Origin of the sequence: Altererythrobacter sp. BO-6, assembly GCF_011047315.1 — a bacterium.
Classification (GTDB): domain Bacteria; phylum Pseudomonadota; class Alphaproteobacteria; order Sphingomonadales; family Sphingomonadaceae; genus Erythrobacter.
On the sequence record NZ_CP049259.1, the window covers coordinates 2,711,776 to 2,737,098 of the forward strand.

Annotated in this window: 24 protein-coding genes, 1 other RNA gene and 1 pseudogene; 10 read left to right on the top strand and 16 right to left on the bottom strand. The window is 62.9% G+C overall.

Annotation, left to right across the window (positions count from 1 at the left end):
* Positions 1-54: 54 nt before the first annotated feature.
* The 3 genes from G6N82_RS13190 to G6N82_RS15225 are packed head-to-tail and all read left to right on the top strand — an operon-like array spanning position 55 to position 3,238.
* Complete coding sequence (locus G6N82_RS13190) at positions 55-2,673, top strand: TonB-dependent receptor (RefSeq protein WP_165197145.1); 2,619 nt, start codon at positions 55-57, stop codon at positions 2,671-2,673.
* Between the two features lie 15 nt (positions 2,674-2,688).
* Entirely contained in the window at positions 2,689-3,042 is a 354-nt protein-coding gene (locus G6N82_RS15220; protein ID WP_165197147.1) for an RDD family protein, read from the top strand.
* The gene (locus G6N82_RS15225; RefSeq protein ID WP_165197149.1) at positions 2,990-3,238 is read left to right on the top strand and encodes an RDD family protein; all 249 of its coding nucleotides are present in this window, start codon (positions 2,990-2,992) and stop codon (positions 3,236-3,238) included. Before G6N82_RS15220 ends, G6N82_RS15225 begins: the two co-directional genes overlap by 53 nt.
* 4 nt (positions 3,239-3,242) lie before the next feature.
* Here G6N82_RS15225 and G6N82_RS13205 read toward each other — a convergent pair whose 3' ends face one another.
* Both G6N82_RS13205 and G6N82_RS13210 read right to left on the bottom strand, forming a co-directional pair.
* Positions 3,243-5,762, bottom strand: coding sequence for an FtsX-like permease family protein (locus G6N82_RS13205; RefSeq protein ID WP_165197151.1), 2,520 nt, complete (start codon positions 5,760-5,762; stop codon positions 3,243-3,245).
* Positions 5,759-6,463 (bottom strand): ABC transporter ATP-binding protein, encoded by a 705-nt coding sequence (locus G6N82_RS13210; protein ID WP_165197153.1) that lies wholly within the window; start codon positions 6,461-6,463, stop codon positions 5,759-5,761. Before G6N82_RS13210 ends, G6N82_RS13205 begins: the two co-directional genes overlap by 4 nt.
* A 47-nt stretch (positions 6,464-6,510) precedes the next feature.
* Here G6N82_RS13210 and G6N82_RS13215 point away from each other — a divergent pair, with 47 nt between their 5' ends.
* On the top strand, positions 6,511-7,215 hold the full coding sequence (locus G6N82_RS13215; protein ID WP_165197155.1) for an arylesterase: 705 nt from the start codon (positions 6,511-6,513) through the stop codon (positions 7,213-7,215).
* On the opposite strand, the gene recF is transcribed toward G6N82_RS13215, so the two are convergent.
* Positions 7,212-8,288, bottom strand: a complete 1,077-nt coding sequence (gene recF / locus G6N82_RS13220; protein ID WP_165197157.1) for a DNA replication/repair protein RecF — start codon at positions 8,286-8,288, stop codon at positions 7,212-7,214. The two genes, G6N82_RS13215 and recF, sit on opposite strands and share 4 nt — an antisense overlap.
* Before the next feature lie 240 nt (positions 8,289-8,528).
* On the opposite strand from recF, the gene G6N82_RS13225 reads away from it, so the two are divergent.
* The 3 genes from G6N82_RS13225 to G6N82_RS13230 are packed head-to-tail and all read left to right on the top strand — an operon-like array spanning position 8,529 to position 9,018.
* Positions 8,529-8,645, top strand: coding sequence for an enoyl-CoA hydratase (locus G6N82_RS13225; protein ID WP_165197159.1), 117 nt, complete (start codon positions 8,529-8,531; stop codon positions 8,643-8,645).
* Between the two features lie 38 nt (positions 8,646-8,683).
* Positions 8,684-8,806: a hypothetical protein gene (locus G6N82_RS15230; RefSeq protein ID WP_277601946.1), complete on the top strand. Its 123-nt coding sequence runs from the start codon at positions 8,684-8,686 to the stop codon at positions 8,804-8,806.
* Positions 8,803-9,018 carry a PspC domain-containing protein gene (locus G6N82_RS13230; protein ID WP_165197161.1) on the top strand — a complete coding sequence of 72 codons (216 nt, stop codon included), beginning with the start codon at positions 8,803-8,805 and terminating at the stop codon, positions 9,016-9,018. Before G6N82_RS15230 ends, G6N82_RS13230 begins: the two co-directional genes overlap by 4 nt.
* Positions 9,019-9,052: 34 nt before the next feature.
* On the opposite strand, the gene G6N82_RS13235 is transcribed toward G6N82_RS13230, so the two are convergent.
* Genes G6N82_RS13235 through G6N82_RS13255 form a run of 5 tightly spaced genes read right to left on the bottom strand, consistent with a single transcriptional unit; the run spans position 9,053 to position 12,536 of the window.
* Entirely contained in the window at positions 9,053-9,835 is a 783-nt protein-coding gene (locus G6N82_RS13235) for an SDR family oxidoreductase (protein ID WP_165197163.1), read from the bottom strand.
* A gap of 4 nt (positions 9,836-9,839) precedes the next feature.
* Positions 9,840-10,409 carry an NUDIX hydrolase gene (locus G6N82_RS13240; protein ID WP_165197165.1) on the bottom strand — a complete coding sequence of 190 codons (570 nt, stop codon included), beginning with the start codon at positions 10,407-10,409 and terminating at the stop codon, positions 9,840-9,842.
* Between the two features lie 10 nt (positions 10,410-10,419).
* Entirely contained in the window at positions 10,420-11,097 is a 678-nt protein-coding gene (locus G6N82_RS13245; protein ID WP_165197167.1) for a hypothetical protein, read from the bottom strand.
* A complete protein-coding gene (locus tag G6N82_RS13250; protein ID WP_241255269.1) occupies positions 11,098-11,904 on the bottom strand; it encodes a TPM domain-containing protein in 807 nt (268 codons plus the stop codon).
* Between the two features lie 23 nt (positions 11,905-11,927).
* Entirely contained in the window at positions 11,928-12,536 is a 609-nt protein-coding gene (locus tag G6N82_RS13255) for a LemA family protein (RefSeq protein ID WP_165197169.1), read from the bottom strand.
* 155 nt (positions 12,537-12,691) lie between these two features.
* Here G6N82_RS13255 and mscL point away from each other — a divergent pair, with 155 nt between their 5' ends.
* Both mscL and ssrA read left to right on the top strand, forming a co-directional pair.
* On the top strand, positions 12,692-13,123 hold the full coding sequence (gene mscL, locus G6N82_RS13260; RefSeq protein WP_165197171.1) for a large conductance mechanosensitive channel protein MscL: 432 nt from the start codon (positions 12,692-12,694) through the stop codon (positions 13,121-13,123).
* 35 nt (positions 13,124-13,158) lie between these two features.
* Positions 13,159-13,506: a transfer-messenger RNA gene (ssrA, locus tag G6N82_RS13265) on the top strand.
* A gap of 53 nt (positions 13,507-13,559) precedes the next feature.
* On the opposite strand, the gene G6N82_RS13270 is transcribed toward ssrA, so the two are convergent.
* The 4 genes from G6N82_RS13270 to G6N82_RS13285 form a co-directional block, all read right to left on the bottom strand.
* Positions 13,560-13,814, bottom strand: a complete 255-nt coding sequence (locus tag G6N82_RS13270; protein ID WP_165197173.1) for a hypothetical protein — start codon at positions 13,812-13,814, stop codon at positions 13,560-13,562.
* A gap of 85 nt (positions 13,815-13,899) precedes the next feature.
* Positions 13,900-15,150 carry an N-succinylarginine dihydrolase gene (locus tag G6N82_RS13275; RefSeq protein ID WP_165197175.1) on the bottom strand — a complete coding sequence of 417 codons (1,251 nt, stop codon included), beginning with the start codon at positions 15,148-15,150 and terminating at the stop codon, positions 13,900-13,902.
* The gene (locus tag G6N82_RS13280) at positions 15,147-16,163 is read right to left on the bottom strand and encodes an arginine N-succinyltransferase (protein WP_165197177.1); all 1,017 of its coding nucleotides are present in this window, start codon (positions 16,161-16,163) and stop codon (positions 15,147-15,149) included. The genes G6N82_RS13275 and G6N82_RS13280 overlap by 4 nt, the downstream gene beginning before the upstream one ends.
* Positions 16,160-17,371 (bottom strand): hydrolase, encoded by a 1,212-nt coding sequence (locus tag G6N82_RS13285; protein ID WP_165197179.1) that lies wholly within the window; start codon positions 17,369-17,371, stop codon positions 16,160-16,162. The genes G6N82_RS13280 and G6N82_RS13285 overlap by 4 nt, the downstream gene beginning before the upstream one ends.
* A 172-nt stretch (positions 17,372-17,543) precedes the next feature.
* On the opposite strand from G6N82_RS13285, the gene G6N82_RS13290 reads away from it, so the two are divergent.
* Positions 17,544-19,640, top strand: a complete 2,097-nt coding sequence (locus G6N82_RS13290) for a malate synthase G (RefSeq protein WP_165197181.1) — start codon at positions 17,544-17,546, stop codon at positions 19,638-19,640.
* Here G6N82_RS13290 and rsmA read toward each other — a convergent pair.
* The 4 genes and pseudogenes from rsmA to lptD form a co-directional block, all read right to left on the bottom strand.
* Positions 19,637-20,458 carry a 16S rRNA (adenine(1518)-N(6)/adenine(1519)-N(6))-dimethyltransferase RsmA gene (gene rsmA / locus G6N82_RS13295; RefSeq protein ID WP_165197183.1) on the bottom strand — a complete coding sequence of 274 codons (822 nt, stop codon included), beginning with the start codon at positions 20,456-20,458 and terminating at the stop codon, positions 19,637-19,639. The two genes, G6N82_RS13290 and rsmA, sit on opposite strands and share 4 nt — an antisense overlap.
* Positions 20,451-21,456: pseudogene (gene pdxA, locus G6N82_RS13300) on the bottom strand (4-hydroxythreonine-4-phosphate dehydrogenase PdxA). Before pdxA ends, rsmA begins: the two are co-directional and overlap by 8 nt.
* 8 nt (positions 21,457-21,464) lie before the next feature.
* Complete coding sequence (locus tag G6N82_RS13305; protein ID WP_165197185.1) at positions 21,465-22,790, bottom strand: peptidylprolyl isomerase; 1,326 nt, start codon at positions 22,788-22,790, stop codon at positions 21,465-21,467.
* Positions 22,791-22,997: 207 nt separating this feature from the next.
* Complete coding sequence (lptD, locus tag G6N82_RS13310) at positions 22,998-25,298, bottom strand: LPS assembly protein LptD (protein ID WP_165197187.1); 2,301 nt, start codon at positions 25,296-25,298, stop codon at positions 22,998-23,000.
* Positions 25,299-25,323: the final 25 nt, after the last annotated feature.

The following is a 25,323-nucleotide window of genomic DNA, read 5'->3' on the forward strand; positions in this document are numbered from 1 at the left end:
TGGGAGCCCGTGGGGGTCGTTTCTCCACTCCGGTTGTTTGTGAGAGGAGATTTCATGCGTTCCATTTCGTCCGGCATTCGCGCCGGCTCGCCACGCGTCGCACTGTTTGCAGGTGCCGCGGCCATTGCCCTGTCCGTTCCCTCGGTCGCTTCGGCACAAGATGCCGACCAGGCCGAAGAAGAGGACTTCAACAGCAATGTGATCGTCGTTACCGCAACGAAGCGTGAGCAGACGCTGCAGGAAACCCCGATTTCGGTTTCAGTTACAACTGGCGAAACGCTGGAGCAGGCGCAAATCCGCGACGTGCTTGACTTGCAGACCGTCACCCCTTCGTTGCGCGTCAGCCAGCTGCAGAGCGCCTCTGCCTCCACTTTCATCATTCGCGGCTTTGGCAATGGTGACAACAACTTCGGGATCGAGCCTTCGGTGGGCGTGTTCATCGATGGCGTGTTCCGTTCGCGTTCTGCCGCAGCGCTGAGCGATCTGCCCAATGTTCAGCGCATCGAAGTGCTAAATGGCCCGCAGTCGACCCTGTTCGGCAAGAATGCCTCGGCCGGGGTTATCTCGGTCGTTACGCGGGAACCGCAATTCGAATTCGGCGGCAGTGCCGAACTCAGTTATGGCAATTACAATGCGATCGTCGTCAAGGGAGACGTTACTGGCCCACTGAGCGAAAACATCGCCTTCTCGCTCGACGGTAGCTATAACAAGCGTGACGGCTACGCGCATATCGTCAACCTCGACAAGGAACTGTCGAACCGCAACCGTTGGGCAACCCGCGGCCAATTGCTGTTTGAACCGACACCAGACCTGAAAATCCGTGCGATCGCCGATTATTCGAAGATCGATGAAGTGTGCTGCCAGGTCAGCACTCTGATTGCGGGACCGACTGCGGCGGCCATTGTTGGCGTCGGCGGCGCACTTACGACCGACTTTTTCAGTTATGAAACCTTCCTCAACCAGCAACCGTTCAACAAGGTCGACAACTATGGCGGCTCGTTACAGATTGACTGGCAAACCGGCCCGCTTTCAGTAACTTCGATCACGGCATACCGCGAGCTGAAGAATTTCCTCAATCAGGACGTCGACTTCACCAGCGCAGACATCGTGACTGAAACGCGAGACCAGAAGGTCGATACCTTCACGCAGGAATTGCGTATCAGTTCCGACTTTGACGGTCCGATCAACTTCCTGCTTGGTGGTTACTATTTCGACGAAAGCATTTCCCAGGACAGCTTCCTGACAACTGGAACTGCAGCGCGTAACTTCTTCACCCTGCTAGCCCGCGCTGCCACGCTTGACCCGACCTTCAGCTTCAACGCGGTCGAAGGCGGGCTGGGTTTGCCACAAAACAGCATTTTCTCTGCCGGGCCGCTCACTAGCGAAAACTATGCCATGGACAACCAGTCGTACTCGGTTTTCGGAACGGTCGATTTCGAGCCGGTTGATGGGTTGGTCCTGACTGCCGGATTCAACTACACCGATGACAGCAAGGATTTCGCGCTTGAAGGGCAAGCGTTCGATGAACTGGCCAATATCAATGCGATCGATGCTTTCATAACCTTGGCAACCAGCGGAGCGGTGACCAATGCAGCGCAGTTCAATGCGTTGCCTGCGGTCAATCAGACTGTGCTCAGAACCTTGGCCTTTACGCAGTGTTCGGCAAGCGCTCCACCGCCCGCCTGCAACCCTTTGCTTCCATTGGTTGGGCTTTCGCCGTTCCAGTTCCAGCCGCCGTTCCTGACCATCCCGAACGCGGTCGAGGATGGCAAGACCTCGGATGACAAGTTCACCTACCTGCTGCGTGCATCGTACCAGATTTCGAACGAAATCAATATCTACGCCAGCTACGCGACAGGTTTCAAGGCGAGCTCGGTCAATCTGTCGCGCGATTCGCGCCCCTCATTTGGTGACTATATTCCGGGGCCGAGCCGGTCCATTATTCTCGCCCCGCCGTCACCGATCACCAATGCCGGGATCGCAGTCACCAACCTTGGTACCGGGTCGCGCTTTGCCGGTCCGGAAGAAGCCGAAGTCTATGAATTCGGCATCAAGGGACAGTGGGACGGTTTGAGCGTCAACCTCGCGCTGTTCGATCAGACGATCAAGGGCTTCCAGAGCTTCCTGTTCACTGGCACGGGCTTCCAGCTCAACAATGCCGGTCAGCAGTCGGTCAAGGGTTTTGAAATCGATACGCGGATCCAGCCGACGGACGGCTTGGTACTGACCTTCGCGGCGACCCACCTTGATCCGATTTACGACAGCTTCACCGAAAGCCCGGTGGGTGACCTTTCAGGCAGGCGGCCGGGTGGCATTCCGGCGTGGTCCCTCGCTACTTCGGCGACTTACACGCATGAATTCGGCGCCAGCGGCACACGTCTGATCAGCCGTCTCGATTACAGCCACGAAAGCAACACCGATATCAACAACGGTTTGCCGACGTTCAATGCATCGCTCGGTAACACCAAGATCTTCCGCCGCGAGGTGAACCTGGTGAATGCCTCGATCACATTGGCACTTGAGAATGGCTTCGAAATCGGTGCCTGGGCCCGCAACCTGCTGGATGACCAGTATATCATCACGGTGTTTGACGGCGTTGCGCAGGCAGGCACAGTGTCCGGTTATCCGAGCGCACCGCGCACCTATGGCGGCGTAGTGCGCTACAAGTTCTGATCCTTACCAATCGGAATGAAATTCGAAGGGGTCGGTGAAAACCGGCCCCTTTTTGTTGATCTTTTAAGAATTTACCTCAATCCTGACGCTGTAACGTCCAAAGGGGAGGGGTTTATGGGTAATTACGCCGGTTTCTGGATCAGGGTTGCGGCCTATCTGATCGATTTCGTGATATTGATGGTAGTGGCGCTTGTCGTTTCATTTGGGACCGGGGTCTCGCTGTTCGATCAAGCTGCACAAACGGACTTCGGAATTGCCGATCTGGTCAACTTCGTTGTCGGCATAGCCTATTTCGTCGCCTTCGAGATCGTCCACGATGCAGGGCACCCCTGGCAAGCGCGCCCTGGGCCTAATTGTCACCGATCTTGACGGTGGCCGGATCAGTCCGATGCGCGCGGTTGGACGCTATTTCGCGAAGATCTTGTCCACGATCATCCTGTTCATCGGCTTTATCATGATCGGCTTCACCGAGCGCAAGCAAGGCCTGCACGACATGATCGCCGGAACGCTGGTGCAGAAGGCCAATCCCGGCGAGGGCATGGTCGACGCGCGCGTATTCGACTGAGCTTCTAAAGCTCCCTTAGCGCCTGGGCGGGCTTCGCTTTCAGCAGCGGAAGCGAGCCGCCCAGTGCGAAGGCCAGCACCAGCACCAGCCCGATACCAAGCACGCTCAGCACTTCGGTCCAGTCGGGCAGCCAGTCGAATTCGAACAGCTGGGTGATCACGAACCACGCGAGGGTAGAGCCGAGCGCGAGAGCGACCAGCGCCAGCAGCGCGGCGAGCACGCCATACTCGGCCAGTTGCAAGCCCAGCACTTGTCGCCGGCTGGCGCCCAGCACGCGCAGCACCACCGTGTCATAGGTACGCGAGGCGCGCGCAGCGGCAATCGCACCCATCAGCACCGCCAGGCCCGCCAGCACCGCCACGGACGCGGCGGCCAGCGTGGCCGCGCCGACCTGTTCCAGGATCGTGCGGGCCTCAACCAGCACCTGTCCGATCTCGATCACACTGCTTGACGGGAAGCGCGCGACCATCTGGCGCAGCAGTTCGCCCGAGCGGCTCTCGTCGGTCAGCTCGATCGTGGCAGCGAGGTTATGCGGCGCGTCGGCAATGGCGTTGCTGGAGAAGACCAGCGCATAGTTGAACCCCATGCTCTCCCAGTCGATCACACGCAAATTCGCCACGCGCACTTGCCGTTCGATCCCCAGCACGCCGATGGTCAGGTAATCGCCGATCTTGAGGTCGATCGCGCGCGCGAAATCGGCATCGACGGAGACCAGCGGCTCGCCATCATAACCTTCGCTCCACCATTCCCCTTCGACCAGCGAATTGCCGGGTGGCAGCGTGTCGGCATAGGTCAGCCCGCGCTCGCCGCGCAGGGCCCAGGCGCCCTCGGGGATTTCCTCAAGGTCGGCGACACGGGTCATGCGGTCTTTCGGGCCATAGGCCAGCACCGCGCCGCGCAGCGTGGGCACGGTGCGGATCTCGGCCTTCGGGTCGAGTTCGCTTACCAGCGCACGAAAATCCGTTTCACCATCGCGCGGAATGTCGAGCACGAAATAGTCCGGCGCCTGGCGCGGCACGCGCTGCTGGATATTGCCGTCGATCGCGCTCTGGATCGCGGCCAGCAAGACAAAGGCAGCAAGGCCAAAGCCGAGTGCGGTGACCAGCGCGCCGGTCGGCGCACCGGGGCGGTGGAGATTGGCGATCGCCGCGCGCAGCAGCGGGTTGGACGTGCGCGGCGCGCGCTTGGCGAGCAGGCGGATGCCTAAGCCGATCAACGCAAGCGCGATCAACGCGCCACCAGCACCGACCAGGAAGCCGCCCGAAAGCATCGGTTGCGCAGTCGTGAGCAGGGCAAGGGCGCAGATCGCGGCGATGCCCAGCGCGGTCCAGCCCAGCGCCCGCCAGTCGCGTGCCAGCGGCGACACCCGCGCACGCATCAGCGCCATCGCCGGGAATGCGCGCGCCCGCAGCAGCGGCGTTGCTGCAAAGGCGAAAGCGACCAGCAAGCCATAGGCGGCGCCCAGCGCAAGCGGGGCAGGCTCTATCACGAAGCCGCTTTCGACCGGCAAAAGGTCTTTCAGCGCCAGCCCCAACAGCGGGGTTACCAGCACGCCGGTGACGATCCCCGCGATACTGCCGATTAGCGCCGCAGAGCCGATCTGCAGGGCGTAAATCCGTACGATATCCATGCTCGATGCGCCCAGCACCTTGAGCGTGGCGATCGAATTGCGCCGCGCGTCGAGATAGCTTGCCACTCCGCCGCCGATACCAATCCCGGCGATTACCAGGGCGGCCAGGCCGACCAGCGTCAGGAAATCGCTCATATTGCCGACGAAGCGGTCTGCTCCCGGCGAGGCGCGGTCGCGCGTGCGGAAGTCGAACCCGGCATTGGGGAAACGCTGTTCCAGCGCCGCCTGCACGTCTTCGGGATCCTGCCCGCCATCGAAAGCGACCCGGTACTTGCTTTCGTAAAGCGTTCCGGGTGCGATCAGGCCGGCTTCAAAGGGCAATTCCTGCGCCACGATGACTGTGGGGCCGAGCTGGAAGCCTTCCGACAGGCGATCAGGCTCGTTGGCGATCACGCCTGCGGCTTTCAGGTCAACTGTACCGACGCGAAATGTGTCGCCGACCCCAATGCCCAGCCGGTCGAGCGCGCCCTGACCCAGCCAGGCCTCGCCCGCTACAGGGGCGCCCACGCTGCGTCCGTCCTTCAGCGTCAGTGTGCCGTAGAGCGGCCATTTCGCGTCGACCGCCTTCAGTTCCACCGGCGCGGCGGAATCGGGCGTGCTGGCCATCGCCTGCATCCGCGTGCCGCCGGAGATCGCACCATATGCGCTGAGCGCGTCCTTTTCCTGAGTGCTGAGGTCGCGTTGCCAGACTTCGATTTCCAGATCGCCACCAAGCAGTTCCTGCCCGCGGCCCGCCAGTTCGCGTTCGATCGCCGCAGTCAGCGTGCCGATGGCGGCGAGTGCGGCGGTGCCGAGGAAGATGCACACCAGCAGCAGGCGCAGCCCCTTGAAGCGCGCGTTGAGATCGCGCCGGGCGATGCGCCAGGCGGTGCTCCAGTTAAGGTTCGCGCTCATGCGGCGGCGCTGGCAGAGGCTGTGTCGGACACGATCACGCCATCGGCCATGGTCACGATCCGCTCGCAGCGTTCGGCCAGAGCCCGGTCATGCGTGATCATCAGCAGGGTGGCGCCGGTTTCCTTGCGCCGGGCGAACAGCAGTTCGATGATTTCCTGTCCGGTGGTCGCATCGAGATTGCCGGTCGGCTCATCGGCAAAGATCAGGTCGGGGCGGGGCGCAATCGCGCGGGCAATCGCCACGCGCTGCTGCTCGCCGCCCGAAAGCTGGGTGGGATAATGGTGCAGCCGGTGGCCCAGACCCACCGCCTTGAGTTCCGCCTCGGCCCGTTGCTGCGCGCCTTCCCGGCCCGCCAGCTCCATCGGTGTGGCGACGTTTTCCGCAGCGGTCATGGTCGGCAGCAGGTGGAAAGCCTGCAGGACGATGCCGATCCGCCCGCGCCGGGCCTGCGCCAGCGCATCCTCGTCCATCGCGGTAAAGTCTTCGCCGGCCACCATCAGCGCGCCGCTGCTGGCGCGTTCAAGGCCGGACAGCACCGCCATCAGCGAGCTCTTGCCCGAACCCGAAGCGCCGAGCAGGGCTACCACCTCGCCCTTGGTAACATCGAGGTCGATCCCGCGCAGAATCTCTACCGGGGCGGCGTCACTACCAAGCGTAAGGGTCAGGTTACGGGCGGAAATTGCAAGAGAGGGGCTTGTCACTGGTTCGCATTCGCATAGGGCTGGGGGCCGCACAAGGAGACTTGCAGATGGCAAAAGGCGTTTGGTCGATCATTCCCGCACTGTTGCTCGCGGCCTGTGGCGCTGAGGTGCCCGCCGATCAGGCGGCGGAAACCGGTTCGGATACCAATGCCGCAGACATGGCGACGGTTCCCGTGATGGGGCCAGAGCGCAATATTCTCGCCTTCGGCAACAGCCTGTTCGCGGGTTATGGCGTGGACAAGAGTGACAGCTATCCGGCCAAATTGCAGGCCGCGCTGCGTGCGCGCGGCTTGAATGCACAGGTCGCAAACGCAGGGATTTCGGGCGATACCAGCGCAGCGGGTTTGCAGCGGCTCAAATTCACGCTCGACGCGCAGGACGAGAAGCCTGACCTGTTCATCCTGGAGCTGGGCGGCAATGATCTGCTGCGCGGGATTTCGCCTGAGCAGACCAAGGCCAATCTTGCCGCCATGCTCGACGAATTGAAGGCCCGCGGCATACCGGCGCTTATCATGGGGATGCGTGCGCCGCCCAATTACGGGCCGGAATACCAGGCGCAGTTCGATGCGCTCTATGCCGATCTGGCGAAGCAATATGGCGCCGCACTGATCCCGTTCTGGCTGGAATCGATCTATCAGGACCCCACGCTGTTCCAGTCCGACCGGATCCATCCGACCGAAGAGGGGATCGAAGAACTCGTCGCGGCAACGGTGGAGCAAGTGGCCGGAGCGCTGCCGGCAGAGGGCAATTAGAGCCGCTCGACCGTCCCGGCGCTGACCCGCCAGACGGCCGCTTCGCCCAGGATGTCCTCGAAGGGCGCAGGTTCTGTGCCCGTCAGCCACACTTGTGCACGGCCAGTGCGCAGGCGCTCGAACAGCGCGGCGCGGCGCACGGGATCGAGATGCGCGGCGACCTCGTCAAGCAGCATCACGCCGGGGCGCCCCTCGGCAGCGAGCACCGCATGGGCCAGCGTCAGGGCGATGAGCATCGCCTTCTGTTCGCCGGTGGAGCAGGATGCGGCGGATTGCCCGCTTCCCGCCATCACCACATCCAGCTCGTCGCGCTGCGGTCCGGTAAGCGAGCGACCGGCTGCACGGTCACGGCCGCGTTGGCGGGCCAGTTCTAAGCGCAGTTCCTCCCGTGTGGTTGGACCGCCCGGCAAATAGGTCAGGATCGGCTTGGCAAAAGGCTGGTCGGGCAGGGCGGTCAGCTCGTCCGCCAGCGCCGTGACCAGTGCCATGCGGCCTTCGGCAACCGCCGCACCGTGTTCGGCCACTTGCGCTTCGATCGCATCGAGCCATGTTGCGTCGCGGCTGTCCTCCAGCAATTTGTTGCGTTCGCGCAGCGCCGCTTCAAAGCGCGAGACATGGCGCGCATGGGCGGGATCGATCGCCAGCGCGAGCCGGTCCATGTAGCGCCGCCGTGCGCCTGCGCTGTCCATGAACAGCCCGTCCATCGCCGGAGTTAGCCAGCCGATCGCGAGCCATTCGCTCAAGGATTGTGCGCTCGCTTCTGCCCCATTGACCCGCACCAGTCGACGGCCCGGGCGCTCGGGTTCGACGAAAGTGCCGATCCGCGCGCTTTCATGCCCCTGCTCGATCAGGCTGGCGCCGATCTGGAACCCGCCCCCGCCATGCGGCCCGGGAAGTTCAGGCAGCGCGGCGCGGCGCAATCCGCGGCCTGGCGCAAGCAGCGACAGCGCTTCCAAGATATTGGTCTTGCCCGCGCCATTCTCGCCCACCAGCAGGTTGAGCTGGCGCGTCCCCGCCAGCTCGGTCTGGCGATGGTTGCGGAAATGCGAAAGGGCAATGCGATCAAGCGCCATAGGTAGCATGAGCGCTTAGCATTTCGAGGCAGATTGGCCATCTCCGGACGGATCAAAATCACCGATCCTGAATGTTGGTGAAAAATCCCAACATTTCGGTTTGATGAACGGTGCATTCAGGAAGACGGATCCGAAAAACCCCAGAATTCTGCCATTTTCCGAAATTGGCACGCCCTATGCAAAGGGTGTTTTGTCCGGCGAAATGGTTCGCTGGGAAATGTTAAACAGGAGTATGACCCCATGTTCTTCAATTCTGATGCTTCGAACAAGCTCTTCGCCGCAGTTGCTTCGCTGGTCCTTTCGGCCGCTGTGATGGCCGCCACGATCGTGCCTGCCAGCCCCAACCTTTTTGCCTGATCGCAGATCAGCCAAACCTTCAATCAAGGAGTAGTATAATGTTCAACCGTTCGGATATCGGCAGCCGTCTGTTCGCCGCTGTCTTCTCGTTTGCGGTCACCGGCGTCATTCTCGCCACCGTGGTCGATTACGCCACCCCGGTTACAGGCCTCGTCGCATGAGCGAGTTTGACCACAAGCCCGTCGCCAACAGTTCCAGCGGCAACTTCCGCCTCGACAAGGCTGATGGCAAGATTTTCGGCGTCTGCGCCGGGATCGGCAATTACTTCGGGATCGATCCGCTGATCGTTCGCCTCGGCTTCGTGCTCGGCACGTTGATCGGCTTCGGCAGCTTCATCCTGATCTACCTCGCGATCGCGCTGATCGCGAAATGAGAGAGGGCGGGGGATCTCCGCCCTCTCAACCCCTTCACATCGCCGAGATGCCGCCGTCGAGCTTGATTTCCGCTCCGGTCATGAAACGGCTTTCGTCGCTGGCGAGGTAGACCACCGCATTGGCGATATCATTGGGCTCACCCACGAATTTGAGCGGGATCTGCCGTGCCAGCTTATCCAGCAGCACTTGCTTGTCGAGATTGTGGTGCCGCGCCGTCCCGTCGAGGATCGGCGTATCGACAAAGGTCGGATGCACCGAATTACAACGGATCTGCATATTGTTCTTAGCGCAGTGCAGCGCGATCGACTTCGAGAGCATCCACACCGCCGCCTTGGAGGCGTTATAGGCCGGCATGGTGTCGCTAGCGATCAACCCTGCAATCGAACTGATGTTGATGATCGAACCCGGCGCATGTTCGCGCATCAGCGGCAAGGCCTTCTGGCAGCCGTGAAAAATCGAATCGACATTGACGGAGAAGCAGCGCTTCCAGTCATCGAAGGTGCAGGTCTCGATATTGCCACCAACACCGATTCCGGCATTGTTGACCAGCACGTTGAGCCCGCCCAGATGCTCGCGCGCGGCATCGACCGCGGCTTCCCATGCAGCAGGATCGGTCACATCGTGCTGCACCCCGAAAGCGGTGCCTGCGCCCAGATCGGCATTGATCGCCGCTGCGGTCGCTTCGGCGCCTGCACCGTTGATATCGGTACACAGCACCCGCGCGCCTTCTTCCGCCAGCCGCCGCGAATGCGCCGCGCCCAGGCCTTGCGCCGCGCCGGTAACCAGCGCCAGCTTGCCCGCACATCTTCCTGCCATCAGTTCAATCCTCTCCGATAAATCCCGCTGCCATCAGCATGGCAATGCGCACATCCACTCCGTGGCCTTTCGCGCGCCAATCTGCAACGAATTGCGGCAGGTCGCCCAGCTTCACCCGGTGCACCCTGATATCCTCGCTGCCGGTTCCGCCGCCTTCGCTGACCTTCGTCAGGCCGCGCGCGCGCATCAGGCTGAAACTCTCGCTGACCATGCCCGGGCTGGAATAGAATTCGCCCAGGTCTTCCATCCGCGCGGCGCGATAGCCGGTCTCTTCCTCAAGCTCGCGCATCGCGGCCTCTTCTGCCGCTTCGCCTGCCTTGCCTTCGTCATCGCCGATCAGGCCGGCCGGGATCTCCAGGCAAACCTTGCCCAGCGGAACGCGATACTGCTCGACGAGGATGACGTAACCTTCGTCGTCAATAGCGATGATCGCCGCAGCCTTGATGCCACGCGCGCGGCCGACATATTCCCACCGGCCGCGGGTCTTGGCGGCGATGAACTTGCCTTCCCACTCGATGGTTTCAGGCTGGTTTGCATCGGGGTCGCTCGGTGGAGCGGAATCGGAAGAACTCATGCGTTGCCGCTTAGACTTCGATCAAGCGGTCGGGCAACTCGTTCTGGTCATCGGCGTCGCGCGGGAAATGTTCGGCCAGCACTTCGCCCACGTCGCGCACCCCTGCTGCCAGGCCTTCGGCGATAGAGCCGCGCCGGATATGTTCAAGCATGTCGGCCATGGCCTCGCCCCACACTTCGGCAGGGACCTTTTCGGCGATCGGGAGGTCCGCGACGATCTCGGCCCGGTGTTCCTTCATCGAGAGATAGAGCAGCACCCCGGTGCGTCCGTGGGTGCGCCGCTCGGCGCCGACCTTGAAATGCTTGATGGCGGCATCGTGTGCGCGGGCATGCTTGAGCGGAGCAGGGATAAGCGCGAATTTCAGCGGATCCCATAGCTGGATCAGCCACATCAGCGCGAAAGCCGCCAATCCCAGGCCGATCACCATGCTGGCAAGTTCACCGGTGGTCCATTCGTGCAACCACCCGCCTACCAAGCTGTCCCACAAACCCATGAAGGGCTGCGGAAACAGCGCGAACAAGCTCATGGCAGTGAATGCCGCTATAGCCGCCCACAACAGCGCGACATCGCCATACCCGTCTGACCGGTCAGCCAGCACGGTTACGATCTCGCCGCTAGTATGCTGTTCCGCCGCAGCAACAGCATCGCTGACGATCTTGTGTTGGTCAGGCGTCAGATAGCGTCCCATTTACCACCCCCCGGAGGCGCCGCCGCCCCCGAAACTGCCGCCGCCACCGGAAAAGCCGCCGCCACCGAAGCCACCCCCTCCGCCGCCGCCCCAGTCGTCACCACCGGAGAGCGCGCCGCGCACGATCGCGCTGCCCACTTCCCACAGGATGATGTCAGTCACGGTGTCGCCGAATTCGCGGCCCTTGCCCCTGTAGCGCCGCTTGCGCCGCCGCCCGCGCAGCATTGGCAATATGAAAAAGAAGAAAATGATCGCGCCCCAGACGAAAAAACCGACCGGGAAGCCGCTGTCGCGCTCGCGCGCTTCGCTGGCCTGCGCGGCGACCTGCCGGGCTTCGTCTTCAGGCAGGACCAGCTGGGAAATGATTGCGTCAGTTCCCGCGACAATCCCGCCGGGCATGTCGCCATCGCGAAAGCGCGGCAGGATCGCGTTCTGGATGATCAGGGCTGACAGCGCATCGGTGAGATAGCCTTCAAGGCCATAGCCCACCTCGATCCGTACCTTGCGGTCATTGGGTGCGACAATTAGCAGTGCGCCGTCATTGCGCTCTGCATCACCGATGCCCCAATTGCGGCCGAGCTGATAACCGTAATCGGCGATGTCATAGCCCTGCAGGTCCGGCACCGTGGCCACGACCAGCTGGCGCTGCGATTGCGTTTCCAGCGCTTCAAGCTTCTGGGTCAGCTCGGCTTCGACATCGGCGGGGATGATATCCGCCGCATCGACCACGCGCCCGGTCAGCTCCGGAAAGTCCGGCTGCGCCGCAACAGGCGCAGCCAGCAGCGCCGCGAATGCAGCGAAGATCAGCGCCAGTGCGCGCACTGGCTGGCTCAGTTGCCCGAAGTCATGTCGAGTTCGGGAGCGACTTCGGCACCGGCGCTGACCGCTTCATAGGGCACCATCGGTTCCGCACCATGAATGATGTTCGCGCCGATGGTGTCTGGGAAGGTGCGGATCGTGGTGTTATACTGACGCACCGCTTCGTTATAATCGCGGATGGCCACGGCAATGCGGTTTTCGGTCCCTTCCAGCTGGCTTTGCAGCGCCAGGAAATTCTGGTTCGACTGGATCTGCGGATAGGCCTCGAAGCTCGCGAGCAAGCGGCCAAGGCCCTGGCCAAGCTGGGCCTGCGCGGCCTGGAATTCAGCCATCTTCGCTGGATCGTTCAGGTCATCCGCGCTGATGTTGACGCTGGTTGCGCGGGCGCGCGCTTCGGTCACTTCGGTCAGGATCGCACGCTCGCTCTCGGCCGCACCCTGCGTCACTTCAGCGAGATTGGGGATCAGGTTTGCGCGGCGCTGGAACTGCGCCTCGACATCGGCCCATTTGGCCTTGGCGTTTTCTTCGGCCGCGGGGACCGAATTGATCCCGCAGGCGGACAAGCCGAAGGCAAGCCCGGCGACCAGTGCAAAGCGGCGAACAGCAGCAACGAAATTCATCGAAATTCCCTTCCGGCAAGTCACCGCGCGCCTGCGCGGCCATCTGTATTACGAGTATAGGTCACCGCTGTGGAAATTCAAGTGAGCTGCGGGCTTGGCAAGTGCCTGTCATAATGCAAGATTACGGCTTCTTCCGGGGAGTTGAGGAGGTCTGCATGCTTACGGAATTCAAGGAATTCATTGCCAAGGGCAATGTGATGGAACTGGCGGTGGCTGTGATCATCGCGGGCGCATTCGGCACGATCGTCACGTCTTTGACAGAGGACGTGATCATGCCGATCGTCGGTTTCGTGTTCGGCGGCGCCGATTTCTCGAGCTATTTCATCCTGCTCAGCACTCCAGAAGGCTATGAAGGCTCGACCACCGATTACGCTGCGCTCAAGGAAGCGGGCGCGGCCATGATCGGTTACGGCGCGCTGATCACCACGATCATCAATTTCGTGATCCTGGCGTTCATCATCTTCATGCTGGTGCGCTATGCCAACAAGGTGACCGCGCAATTCAAGAAGGAAGAAGAGGCAGCAGCAACCGCCGGCCCGAGCGAAATCGACCTGCTGACCGAGATTCGCGACGCGTTGAAAAAGTAGGGCGCGCGCGGCGTCACACGGCGCCTGGCACGCATACACTTCACATTAAGCGGGCGGGGCCTATATAGGTCCTGCCCGTTTTTGCGGGCTATGGCGATAAACTGCGGCGTGCAATAGGCGCAACGGACCCGGGGGCAGTACCCGGCGGCTCCACCACAAAGCCCGGCGAAATCCGGGGTTTATGACGGGGCCGAACCAGGATCGACGTGTGTTGAAAGACGTTGTTTTCGCCCGGGCTGAGTAACCCGTTCAAGGCTCAAAACCTACAAGTGCCAACGACAACGAAGCACTTGCTCTCGCTGCGTAATGTGACGGCCTAACGGCCTGAATTTACAAAGCCTAGAGCACGGTTCGGACCGAACCGGGTAACAGAATCGGAAACCGGGCGTCCGGGGGTACGTAGCAACAGAAACCCCCACCTCATATCCAGCGAAATTCAGACCTTGGGCGCTTCTTCCGCCGCCGCGCGCGCTTTGGCTTCCTGCTCATAGCGGATCGCGTCGAGGATTTTCGCGCCGCCCAGGAACACTGCGCCAGCGGTGGCTGCCCACAGCAGATATCCGCCAACACCCGGGAATTGTTCGGTGTAATGGACGCCGCGGGTCATCGCGCCGAGCGCCAGGGCGTAGATGATCAGATAGGCTTCGAAGCGCGTCTTGATCACGAACAGCCGGCCGATCTTGCGCAACATGCGGAGCCTTCCCTTTTCCGCCGCGCGGCGCGCGGCTGGTTAATGAAAGGTTATCGTATGGATCGAGCGCGGGTTGTCCAGCGCGTTAACCTAGTTCGGTGAGGTCCAAGGCCTCGAGCAGGGCATAACGTGCCGTTGTGACACTGTTTTTGAGCGCTTCCTTGCCGAGATCGGCGGGATCGATCTGTTCGGGCCAGTTGGCGGCGATGACCGACTCGATAAGGTCGGCTTTCGCATCGTCCAGCAGGAAGCGCGGGTCGACCGTCGCTGGATCGGCCACGACGCGAAGCCGCAGGCAGGCCGGGCCGCCGCCATTGGCCATCGACTGGCGCACATCGACCGGGATCACCTGCCGGATCGGGCCGTTTGACGCCATCATTTGCTCGCACCAGTTCCACACCGCTTTGCTCTCGCGGCATTCCTCAGGCACGATCAGCGCCATCCCGCCTTCGGGCAGGGTCAGCAGCTGCGCATTGAACAGGTAGGTCTTGATCGCTTCGGCCAGGCTCACCGCGCTATCGGGCACTTCAACCACCTGCAGCGCGGGGAAGGCCTTGCGCATCGCGTCGTACGCGCCTTGCCGGTCGGCAAAGGCGAGCTCGTGCGCGAACACCACATCTTCATTGGCGACCGCGACGACATCGTTGTGGAACGCGCCTGCTTCGATCGCGACCGGGTTTTGCTCGATGAAAACGGTGCGTTCGGGAGCAAGCCCGTGCAGACGGGCGACAGCGCGGCACGCTTCGACATGTTGGCGCGCGGGAAATTTGCCACCTGGGCGGCCATAGACAAACACCTCGACTCCTGCTTCGCCGTGCCCGGCACACAGTCGCATGTGGTTGGCCGCGCCTTCGTCGCCGAAGCTGGGTGGGACGGCGTCATGCACGGTGAAGTGCTCGCTATTTCCGAAGGCGATCTTCAGCTGGGCTTGCGTATCGGGCCATTCCTGCCCGCGATGCAGCATGGTCACAAGGTTGGCGGGGGTCAGGTGGCACTTGCCGTCGGCGGTGTCGGGAGCGGGGCTGACGGTCGCGGCGTTGGCGGTCCACATACTGCTGGCCGACCATGCTGCCGCGAGCAGCGCGGGGTTGTGCTCTGCGCCAGGGCCGAGCCGCTCCAGCAGGCCTATGTTGGGGCGGGGGAGTGGAAGGAAAAAGCCCTGCACCCCAAGCCGCGCGAGATTGCCGCGCATCTTGGTAACCCCCTGCAGCGCCGCTGCGCGCGGATAGGAAGGGTCACCCTGGTGCATGGCGCTGGCGATATTGCCGAGGCTGAGGCCGGCATAATTGTGCGAAGGGCCGACGATCCCGTCGAAATTGATTTCCCTCAGGCTCATCGCGCCACGCTCCAGACCGTGTCACCAGGCTTCACATCCAGCACATCGGCAGCGACGGAATCGATCGCAATGGTGCCATCCTCATTCACCATGCGCGCGCCGAAGCAGGCGCGGAAGCTGGCGAGCCTGCCCGCCGTGATGATCGCGCGTTCGCCTTCCTTCAAATCGATCGCGGAGATCTTCCGCGCTTCTGCCTCAGCCACGCTTTTCACCTCGTCGGTGCGTGCCGTCATCGTCGGCCCGCCATCGAAGATGTCTACATAGCCTTCGTAATGGAAGCCCTCGTTCTCCAGCATCCGCATCGCCGCGCGACCGGTTGGGTGGGGCACGCCGATCACGCTGCGGGCTTCATCGTCCAGCATCGCGACATAGACCGGGTGCTTGGGCATCAAATCGGCGATAAACTGGTTGCCGTTGATCGCGTTGAAATAGTCCGCTTCCTGGAAGTTCATCCCGAAAAAGCGGCCCGCCACGCCGTTCCAGAAGGGCGATCCGCCGCGCTCGTCGATGATTCCGCGCAACTCGGCCAAAACGCGGTCGGCAAAGCGGCTGCGATGCATCTTGATGAAGAGATAGCGGCTGCGCGCCAGCAACAAGCCAAGGCCTCCGGCACGTTCATTGGGGTGGAGGAACAACCCGCCGACTTCGCTCGATCCTTCGAGGTCGGTGACCAGGCTGAGCAGTTCGGCGCGCACCGTGCGGTCAAGCTCCTGCGAATATTGCGTCAGCGTATTCAAGCGATACGAATAGAACGGCCAACGCTGTCCCACTTTGCTCATCAGCTGGCAGGTGCCGCGGATCGCGCCAGTTTCGGCGTTCTCAAGCACCAGCACGAATTGCTCATCGGCCAGCTCGTCGCCGTCATTGGCGAATGCGGTGCTGGCCCGCTCGAGCTTGGCTCCCAGCGCCTTGCGATCAGGCGGCAGATTGGTGAAGCCGCCGCCGGTAAGCTTGGCCATTTCGTACAGCGGCTCAAGGTCGTCGGCGCGCGCGGCGCGCAGGCGGAAGGTCAATGGAATTCTCCGTTGGCAATGCGGGTTATGACAAGCGCTGACAGCGCGGCGCGTTCGGCCAGGCTGGGCACGATCAGGAATTCTTGCGGGCTGTGGATCGCGCCGCCGCGCACGCCCATGGTGTCCACCACCGGGACGCCGCAGGCGGCGATATTGTTGCCATCACACACGCCGCCGCTCGATTGCCAGCGGATTGGCTGGCCGAGCTCTTCGCCGCAAGCCTTGACGAGGTCGAACAGCGCCTGCGCGCGGGCATCCACCGGCTTGGGTGGGCGGGTGACGCCGCCATGGCGATGCACGCCGACTTCGTGCTCGCGCTCGATCGCGGCGAGCACATCAGCGAGGTCGTTATCGAATCCTTCCATCGCTTCGGTCGACTTGGGCCGGATGTTGAAGCGCAACACTGCGTGGTCGGGCACGACATTGTTCGCGGCGCCGCCTTCCAGCTTGGCCGGATTGATGGTCAGGTCCTCGCGCTCCATGCTTTTGAGGCGCAGGATCAAATCGGCTGCTGCGACGATCGCGTTGCGCCCTTCGTGCGGATTTCGCCCGGCGTGCGCGCTCTTGCCGGTGAAGGTGATCGAGTAATTGCCGGTGCCGCCGCGTGCATGCGCCAGCGTGCCATCGGGCAGGGCGGCAGGTTCATAGGTCAGCGCGGCAAGCTTGCCCTGCGCCAGCTCGGCGATCAGCGTCGCGGACGCAAGCGACCCGGTTTCCTCGTCCGAATTGATCATCACGTCATAGCCGAGCGTGCCCAGTGCGCCGCTTTCCTCCGCCGCCACGAGCGCATGGAGCATCACTGCGATGCCGCCCTTCATGTCGGCGACACCCGGCCCGTTGAGCGTCTCCTCATCGAGCCACTGCTGGTTCTGGAAGGTATGATCGGCCGGGAACACCGTGTCCATGTGCCCGGTCAGCAGGATCCGGCGGTTCGCTTGCGGGCGCACCCGCAGCACAAGATGCCGGCCGTGCGGCTTCTCGTACTCGCGGCCATTCGCGTCGATCGCTGTCACGGGCGCCGGATCGACCAGTTCGATCTCGCCCGGCAGCGCGGCAAAGGCCTCGGCCAGCGCATCCGCCTGCGTCGCCAGCCCGGAAAGATTCGCTGTACCTGTGTTGATCGCGCTCCACACCTGCACCTGTTCGAGCATGGCGGGCGCATCAATCCGCTCGATCAGCGCTGTATGAAGGGCTTGCGATTGTTGCATGTGCAACCGCTCTAGCCGCGCCGTAGCGTCAGGCCAAGCCGTCTGCGCAACTCATCCCAAAGTGCGGTTGCAATTGGCTTTTGCATTGGCCATAGCCCGCTCCTCTCCTCCCCAGGAACACATCGACGAACCGCTTGCCAGGTGTCGGCAGGCCTAGCTGTGCGAGGAATCTGTGAGCGAATTTGCAAATCGTGCCGGGATCGGGATCGATCCGCGTCTGGCGACCTTCCTGGAAAGCGAAGTGCTGGGGCCACTGGGCCGTGATGTCGATGCTTTCTGGCGCGGATTTGCGGAGCTGCTGGCTGATTTTGCGCCGCGTAATCGCGCGCTGCTGGCCAAGCGTGACGAACTGCAGGCACAGATCGACGCGTGGCATGTCGAGCGCGCTGGGAGACCACACGATGCGGCGGCCTACAAGGCGTTCCTGACCGAAATCGGCTATCTCGTGCCAGAGCCCGGCGACTTCACCATCGGCACGCAGAACGTCGATCCTGAAATCGCCACCATGGCCGGCCCGCAGCTGGTGGTGCCGGTGCTGAATGCGCGTTTCCTGCTCAACGCCGCCAATGCGCGCTGGGGCAGCCTGTACGATGCATTCTACGGTACCGACGCGCTCGATGCGCCGCCTGCACGGCCCGGCGGCTATGACGAGGATCGCGGCGCAGCGGTGATCGCGCGCGGGCGCGAATTCCTGGATCAGGCGCTTCCTCTGGTGGATCAGAGCTGGGCTGACCTGAAGGACGAGCACGACGGCAAACTGCAGGATGAGAGCCAGTATGTCGGCAAGACCGACAAGGGTTTGCTGTTCGTAAACAACGGCTTGCACATCGAAGTTGTGTTCGACCGCGCGCATCCGGTGGGCAAGACCGACAAGGCCGGGATCGCTGACATCATCTGCAGATCCGCGCTGACGACCATCTGCGACTGCGAGGATTCGGTCGCGGCGGTCGATGCCGAAGACAAGCTGCTCGCCTATTCCAACTGGCTGGGCGTGATCCGCGGCGACCTGCAGGAAAGCTTCGAGAAGGGCGGTCGCACGCTCACCCGCGCGCTGGCAGGTGACAAGGCCTACACCGATCGCGATGGCAGCGAGCACAGTCTGCCTGGGCGTAGCCTGCTGTTCGTGCGCAATGTCGGACACCTGATGACCAACCCGGCGATCCGGCTGGCGGACGGGGGTGAAGTGCCCGAAGGCATCATGGACGCTGTGTTCACCAGCGCGATCGGCGCGCTCGATGTCGAAGGCCATGGCCGTTACCGTAATTCGAAGACCGGCAGCATCTACATTGTGAAGCCCAAGATGCACGGGCCGGAAGAATGCGCTTTCACCAATGATCTGTTCGATGCCGTGGAAGACCTGCTCGGCCTGCCGCGCCAGACGATCAAGGTCGGCGTGATGGACGAAGAGCGTCGCACCTCGGCGAACCTTGCCGCCTGCATCCACGCGGTGAAGGACCGCGTCGTGTTCATCAACACCGGCTTCCTTGATCGCACCGGGGACGAGATCCACACCTCGATGCAGGCGGGGCCGATGCTCCGCAAGGGGGCGATGAAGACCAGCACATGGCTCACCGCCTATGAGAAGCGCAATGTCGCGATCGGCCTCAAGCATGGCCTTTCTGGCCGGGCGCAGATCGGCAAGGGCATGTGGGCCGCGCCCGATCTGATGAAGCAGATGATGGTCGAGAAGATCGGCCATCTGAAGGCCGGGGCGAACACCGCCTGGGTCCCGTCACCCACCGCCGCGACGCTGCACGCGCTGCATTATCACCAGTGCGACGTCTTTGCCGAGCAGAAGGGGCTGGGCGAGATCCCGCCGCTCGACGATTTGCTGAGCATCCCGCTGGCTGAAGGCGTCAACTGGTCGGAAGACGAACTGCGCGAAGAGCTCGACAACAATGCGCAGGGGTTGCTCGGCTATGTCGTGCGCTGGATCGACCAGGGCGTCGGCTGCTCCAAGGTGCCCGACATCAACGACGTGGGCCTGATGGAAGACCGCGCGACGCTGCGCATCTCCAGCCAGCACATGGCCAACTGGCTGCTCCACGGCGTGGTGAACAGGGAACAGGTGATGGACAGCCTGCGCCGCATGGCCGCCAAGGTCGACGCGCAGAACGCGGGCGATCCGCTTTACACTCCGCTGGTGGGTAATGAGGATGGCGAAGCTTTCCGCGCGGCTTGCGACCTGGTGTTCAAGGGCGTCGAGCAACCGAGCGGCTACACCGAGCCACTGCTGCATCATTGGCGGCGGGTGAAAAAGGGCAGCTAGGACAAAACCCGCGCCACAGCGACGAAATCGTCAACGCCCAAAGTTTCGGCGCGGCGCGTTTCGTCGATCCCGAGCTTTCCTAGTGCTTCCAGCGCTCCGGGAACGCCCTTCAGGCTTTGGCGCAGCATCTTGCGGCGCTGGCCGAAAGCGGCCTCCGTCAGTCGCTCCAGAACCCGCGCGGAAACCCCTTCGGGCATCGCCGCAGGCGTCACATGGACGATGGCGCTCATGACCTTGGGCGGCGGAGTAAAGGCACTGCGGTGCACCTTCATTGCCAGCTTCGCTGCGCTGCGCCACTGCGCCAGCACCGCCAGCCTGCCATATGCACCGCTGCCCGGCTCGGCGACGATGCGCTGCGCCACCTCCAGCTGGAACATCAGTGTCAGCGAGGTCCATTGCGGCGGCCATTGCTCGCCGCCCAGCCAGCGGGTGAACAGCGCGGTGCCGACATTGTAGGGCAGGTTCGCGACAATGGCGAAGGGTTCGCCCCCCATCAGCTCGCCGTGGTCCAGTTTCAAAGCGTCGCCTTCGATCACACGCAGCTGGCCGGGGTAGGCTTCGGCGAGCTCGGCCAGCGCGGGCAGGCAGCGCTTGTCCATTTCTATCGCGGTCACACGGGCACCGGCCTTGAGCAGCGCGCGCGTCAGCCCGCCGGGGCCAGGGCCGATTTCCAGCACTGCTTGGCCTGACAGATTGCCCGGGATCGCAGCAATCCGGTCAAGCAATTGCGCATCGAACAGGAAGTTCTGGCCCAGCGCCTTGGATGCGCTGAGCCCGTGTTTCGCGATAACCTCTCGCAGGGGAGGCAGGTCAGGCATGGCTCGCCCGCCGAAGCGCCATTTCCCCTGCCATGCGGATCGCCGCAATCATCGCGCCGGGATCGGCAATGCCTTTGCCCGCGATGTCGAAGGCGGTGCCGTGATCGGGCGAGGTCCGCACGATCGGCAGGCCCAATGTCACATTGACCCCTTCGTCGAATTCGAGCGCCTTGAGCGGCACCAGCGCCTGGTCATGGTACATGCACAGAGCGGCATGATACTGGCTGCGGGCACGCGGGGTGAACAGGGCATCGGCCGGATGCGGACCGGTCGCGTCGATCCCTTCCGCCTGCAATGCTGCGATGGCCGGGGCGATGATGCGCGCTTCCTCATCGCCGAACTTGCCGCCTTCGCCTGCATGCGGGTTGAGCCCCGCGACGGCCAGCCGCGGATGGGCAATGCCGAAGTCGCGCTCCAGCGCATGCGCGGTGATGCGTGCCTTGTGGCAGATCAGGTCATGGCTCAGCAGGGCGGGAACATCGGCCAGGGCGCAATGGACCGTCAGCGGCACTGTGCGCAAAGTCGGCCCGGCCAGCATCATTACCGCATCACGCTCTGGCAAGCCGCAGGCATGAGCTAGGAATTCGGTTTGTCCGGGATAGCCGAAGCCGACCTTTGCCAGTTCCGACTTGGCAATGGGCGCGGTCCACGATCGCGCTGGCATTCCCGCCCGTCACGAGCCGTGCGGCCTGCTCGAGCGAATGCAGCGCAAGCCGCGCACCGGCTTCATCGGGCTTGCCGGGGCTGAAGGCAGCGTCCTTGCCGCCCAGCACCGGCAGAGCGGTAGCGAAAGCCGAAGCCGCCTCAGCCGGCGTGGTTATCGCGATCAGCGGAACCGTCAGGCCACGGCCTTGCGCTGCAGCTTGCAGTATTGCCGCGCCGCCGACTGCGAAGAACGGAGGCACCTGCGCGCTATCGCGCCTAGCCCAGGCCTCAGCGATGATTTCCGGCCCGATTCCCGCCGGATCGCCCAGCGAAACGGCTATCGGCGCAGGCAGGGCAACGCTCAATTGTACTCGATGTATGCGTCGTTACGCAGGTCGCGCAGATAGCGCTGTGCGCGCTTGTTGATGCGCTCGTCTTCCAGCTGGTTCAGCAGCTGATCGAAGCTCGGCCCGCCTTCGACCTTGGGATCGTCGCGGCCGCACAGCATGAGTACCCGCACCCCTTCCGCAATCGAGCCGAACGGAGGCGTCGATTGCCCAAGCTGGAGGTTCAGCACGATATTCTGGAGCTGTTCCGGCAGCGAGCGCGCGCGGATCTGGTCGTTTGTAACGACATTGGCACCCAGCGACGCCGCTACCGTATCGGCGTCCCCGCATCCGCGCATGGAACGAACGCCGGCAGCGAAAGCTTCAACGCGTGCCGTTGCCGCTTCCTGTGTGGTGTCCGGTGCGAAATCGATCGAAATCTGCTTGAGGCTCAGCAAGGCGTCGCGCGGATCGGCCATCAGCACCTGGCGCTTGTCGATCAGGTAGAGGATCGAGAAACCGCCGGGAATTTCGATCGGGCCAACCAGCTGGCCGGGCTGCATTTCAGTAGCTACCGTCGCTAGTTCGGCCGGAAGCTGGGCCAGCCTGACAAAGCCGAGGTCACCCCCGACTGCGGCTGTCGACGCTTCGGAAAACTGCCGGGCATAGGCAACGAAGCTGCCGCCCTGTTGCAGCTGTTCCATGATCTGCTGGCCGGTCTGGAGCACGGTTGCACGATTTTCCGGTGTTGCCGACAGGAAGATTTCGCCAAGCCGGTACTCGTCGGTCCCGCGCGAGGCCTCAAGCCGCTTGAGCAGTTCGTTGACCTCTTCCTCGGACACATTGACGAAGGGCGAGACATTGCGGCTGAGCAGTCGCTGCCACGCCAGTTCGCCCTGGATCTGCCGCTTCAAAGAGGCGGGGGAGGATCCGATCGAACGCAGGTACTCGTCCATGGCCTTGGTGTCCTGGCCGAAGTTTTCCGCAGCGACATTGTTATAGGTCGAATCGATCGACGACTGCTCGACCGTTATTTCCTGGGCTTCTGCCGCCTGAATCTGGAGCGTTTCGTCGATCAAATTGCGCAGCACCTGCATCCTCAGTCGCTGCAGCTCTTCCGGCCCCAGCTGGTTGCGCGATGCGGAGGTCACCAGCGCCACGCGCTGGTCAACGTCGGTGCCGGTGATCACATGGCCGTTGACGATCGCGGTGGCGGTGCGAACGTTCGGGTTGGGTTCACCCAGCAACGAGAAATCGGATGGAATCCGCAGCGGATCGTCCGCCGCCGGCGCGGTTTGCGCGCTCAGGATCGCGGCAGGCGCAGCGATCATCCCGGCTGCTGCGGCCAGGGGAAGAAGCATTTTGTTCAGGCTTTTGCGTGTCACGCGATCAATCCAATTGCAGCGCGCAAAGGCGCCCGTTTCCCGTAAATCCTGGCAAGACCCGGCTGAACGATAGCTGAGCCGGTCCCGCACCGGTTAGTCGCCGCCCAGATAACCGGTTTGCGCGTGCCTGCCAACGCTTGAACTTGGGGCAATCCCCGCAAGTCATTTTCGCGCATTAACCCGTCAGCGCAGGCCGAGATTGCGCAGCGCAAAGGTCAGCTGGAACGTGTTTCCCCGGGCGGCGTCGCCCGCGTTCACATAGTCGCGCCGCCAGGTCAGCCCGAATTCCAGGCACTCGTCGCGATAGGCGACGCCCAACCGCGTGCGGATCGGCTCGAAACCGTCGCTGGAAAAGGTCGGGTCCTCGTTACGGTCGGTCAAATTGACCACGCCCGAACCGAACACCGACCAATAGCGCGCGAAAGCGACGCGCAGCGACGCGCGCAATTCCTCGCGGTCCTGCAAATCCTCGATATTGGCGATGTCGCGATTGAGCCGAAGATATCCAACTTCGACATAGGTGCGTTCATTGCCCACCGTCGCATCGAATTCATTGCGGCGGATCTGGAAATTGTCCTTGTCCAGGCGAAAGCGGTGGGTCAGCTTCACCGTGTCGCGGAAGCGCATTTCGGTGCGGCCGACAAAGTCCGACACCCGTTCGGAAAGGCCCGTGCCATCGGGCAGGATCGTGCGCGCCGTGTCAAAGCGATAGGATTGACCGATTGTGCTCTTCACCCGCCAGCCGGGGCGCTGCAGCTCCCAATCGAGGCCATAGGTCAGGCGAACGCCGTCTTCGATCCGGTCATAACCCGGGAAACGGTTGAGCGCGAACAGGTTCGAATCCTCAAGGTCGATCGCTCGGGCGTCCTCGTTGGGGACCTGCAGATTACGGATCGAAGGGCTGGCGACCAGCTGGACGCGCGGCTTGAAAACCTGCGTGCCGCCAAATGCCTCACCCACGAAAGGCCATTCCACGTCGATCGCACCAACGGCAATCGCGCGGCTCTGCCAGCCCGAATTGCCGCGGTAGATCTCTGTCGCGGTAAAGCCGTTCTCGTCGCTGTGGTAGACATCGCCGCGCGCCAGGCCAGTCAGCGTGACCACTTGCCCAAGCCCGGTCAGCCGGCGCAGGTCCCAGCGCGCGGATGCGAAGGCACGCTGCGTGTCCTGGCCGTCCTGCCGTGTCAGGCTGAGCGTATTGGCTTGCAGCTCCACCGTGCCGCCAATCAGCGGATCGGCCAGCCGGTGCCGGTAATCGATGACCGGCAAGGCCATCGGTACTTGCCCCTGCGGCGCCTCGAGCCGCAGCGTCTGCGTGGCCCATCCCGCAAGGCTGAAATAGGACTGGTCGTCGATCCGCTCGAGGTTGAAGGTAGAGCGCAAACGGTCATCGCGGCTGATGTCATAGCGGCGCAGGAAGGTCCGGTCGCTCGCCAGCCTGACCGATCCCGTGATGCTCCATTCAGGGCTTAGCTGGAACCGGCCATTGGCAAAGAGATAGCCGCGCAGGTCGCGCTCGGTCGTCGGTGCGTCGGTAAAGGTGGCGATGCGGCGGCTGTGGGTCCCGTAGCCGGTGATCTGGTAGGCGCCTTTGTCGGTCAGGTGGCGCCATTCGGCCGAGAACATCGGTGCGGCCTTGGTGTAGAGATATGTGCCTGCTGTCAGGTCCTTGTTGTCGGCCAGACGCCAGTAATAACTGCCGCTGACTTCGACGCCGTTGGATTCAGACACGCGCAAATCGGGCACCAGGAAGCCGGAGATCGCCCGCCCGTCGGTGCGAAAGGCGAGTCCCGGCATCGGCAGGATGCGGGCGCCGAACAATTCCAGCATCGCCCCATCGAAGCTGACCCGGTTTTCGGCTGGATCGAATACGATCCGTCTTGCCGTGATGCGCCAGCTGGGCGTCTTGTCGCAGCCGTCGGCGGTGGTGACCGGGCAGGCGGTGTAGGCCGCATCGCGCAGCACAACATCGCCGCCATCGCCGCGCTCTCCGGCTTGCGCGGCAAGACGTCCACCAGCACGCAGGGCCACCAGCAATTCGGCCATCGCCCCGGTTTCGAACGTTTCGGTCAGTTCGACCGATTCGGTGTAAAGCTGGTTGCCGCTTTCATCGACCAGCCGCACATGGCCATTGGCGTAGATCGTGCCGCTGCGACGGTCCCACCGCACATTATCGGCGCGGACGGACTGATCCTCACTGGAAAGCAACACATCGCCGCTGGCAGTGATGACGTCAGCTTCGTCATCGTAATCGAGATTGCGCGCTTCGAAGCGGATTGCCCGATCACTCCGGGGTGCTTGCTCCTCCTGCTGCAACAGGTGGACCACCTCTTCGGCTGGCTTGACCGCATCGGGTGTCATCGCCGCCGACTCTTGTGCCAGTGCCGGCTGTGCGCCAGCCAAAGTGAGCGCCGCACAGGCGGTCGCGATCACAGGCAAGCGATAGGGTGAAGCTTGCAGGCACAGCTGCGGCGGCGGGGACATGGCCTTGCCTATCGCACCGCTCGCG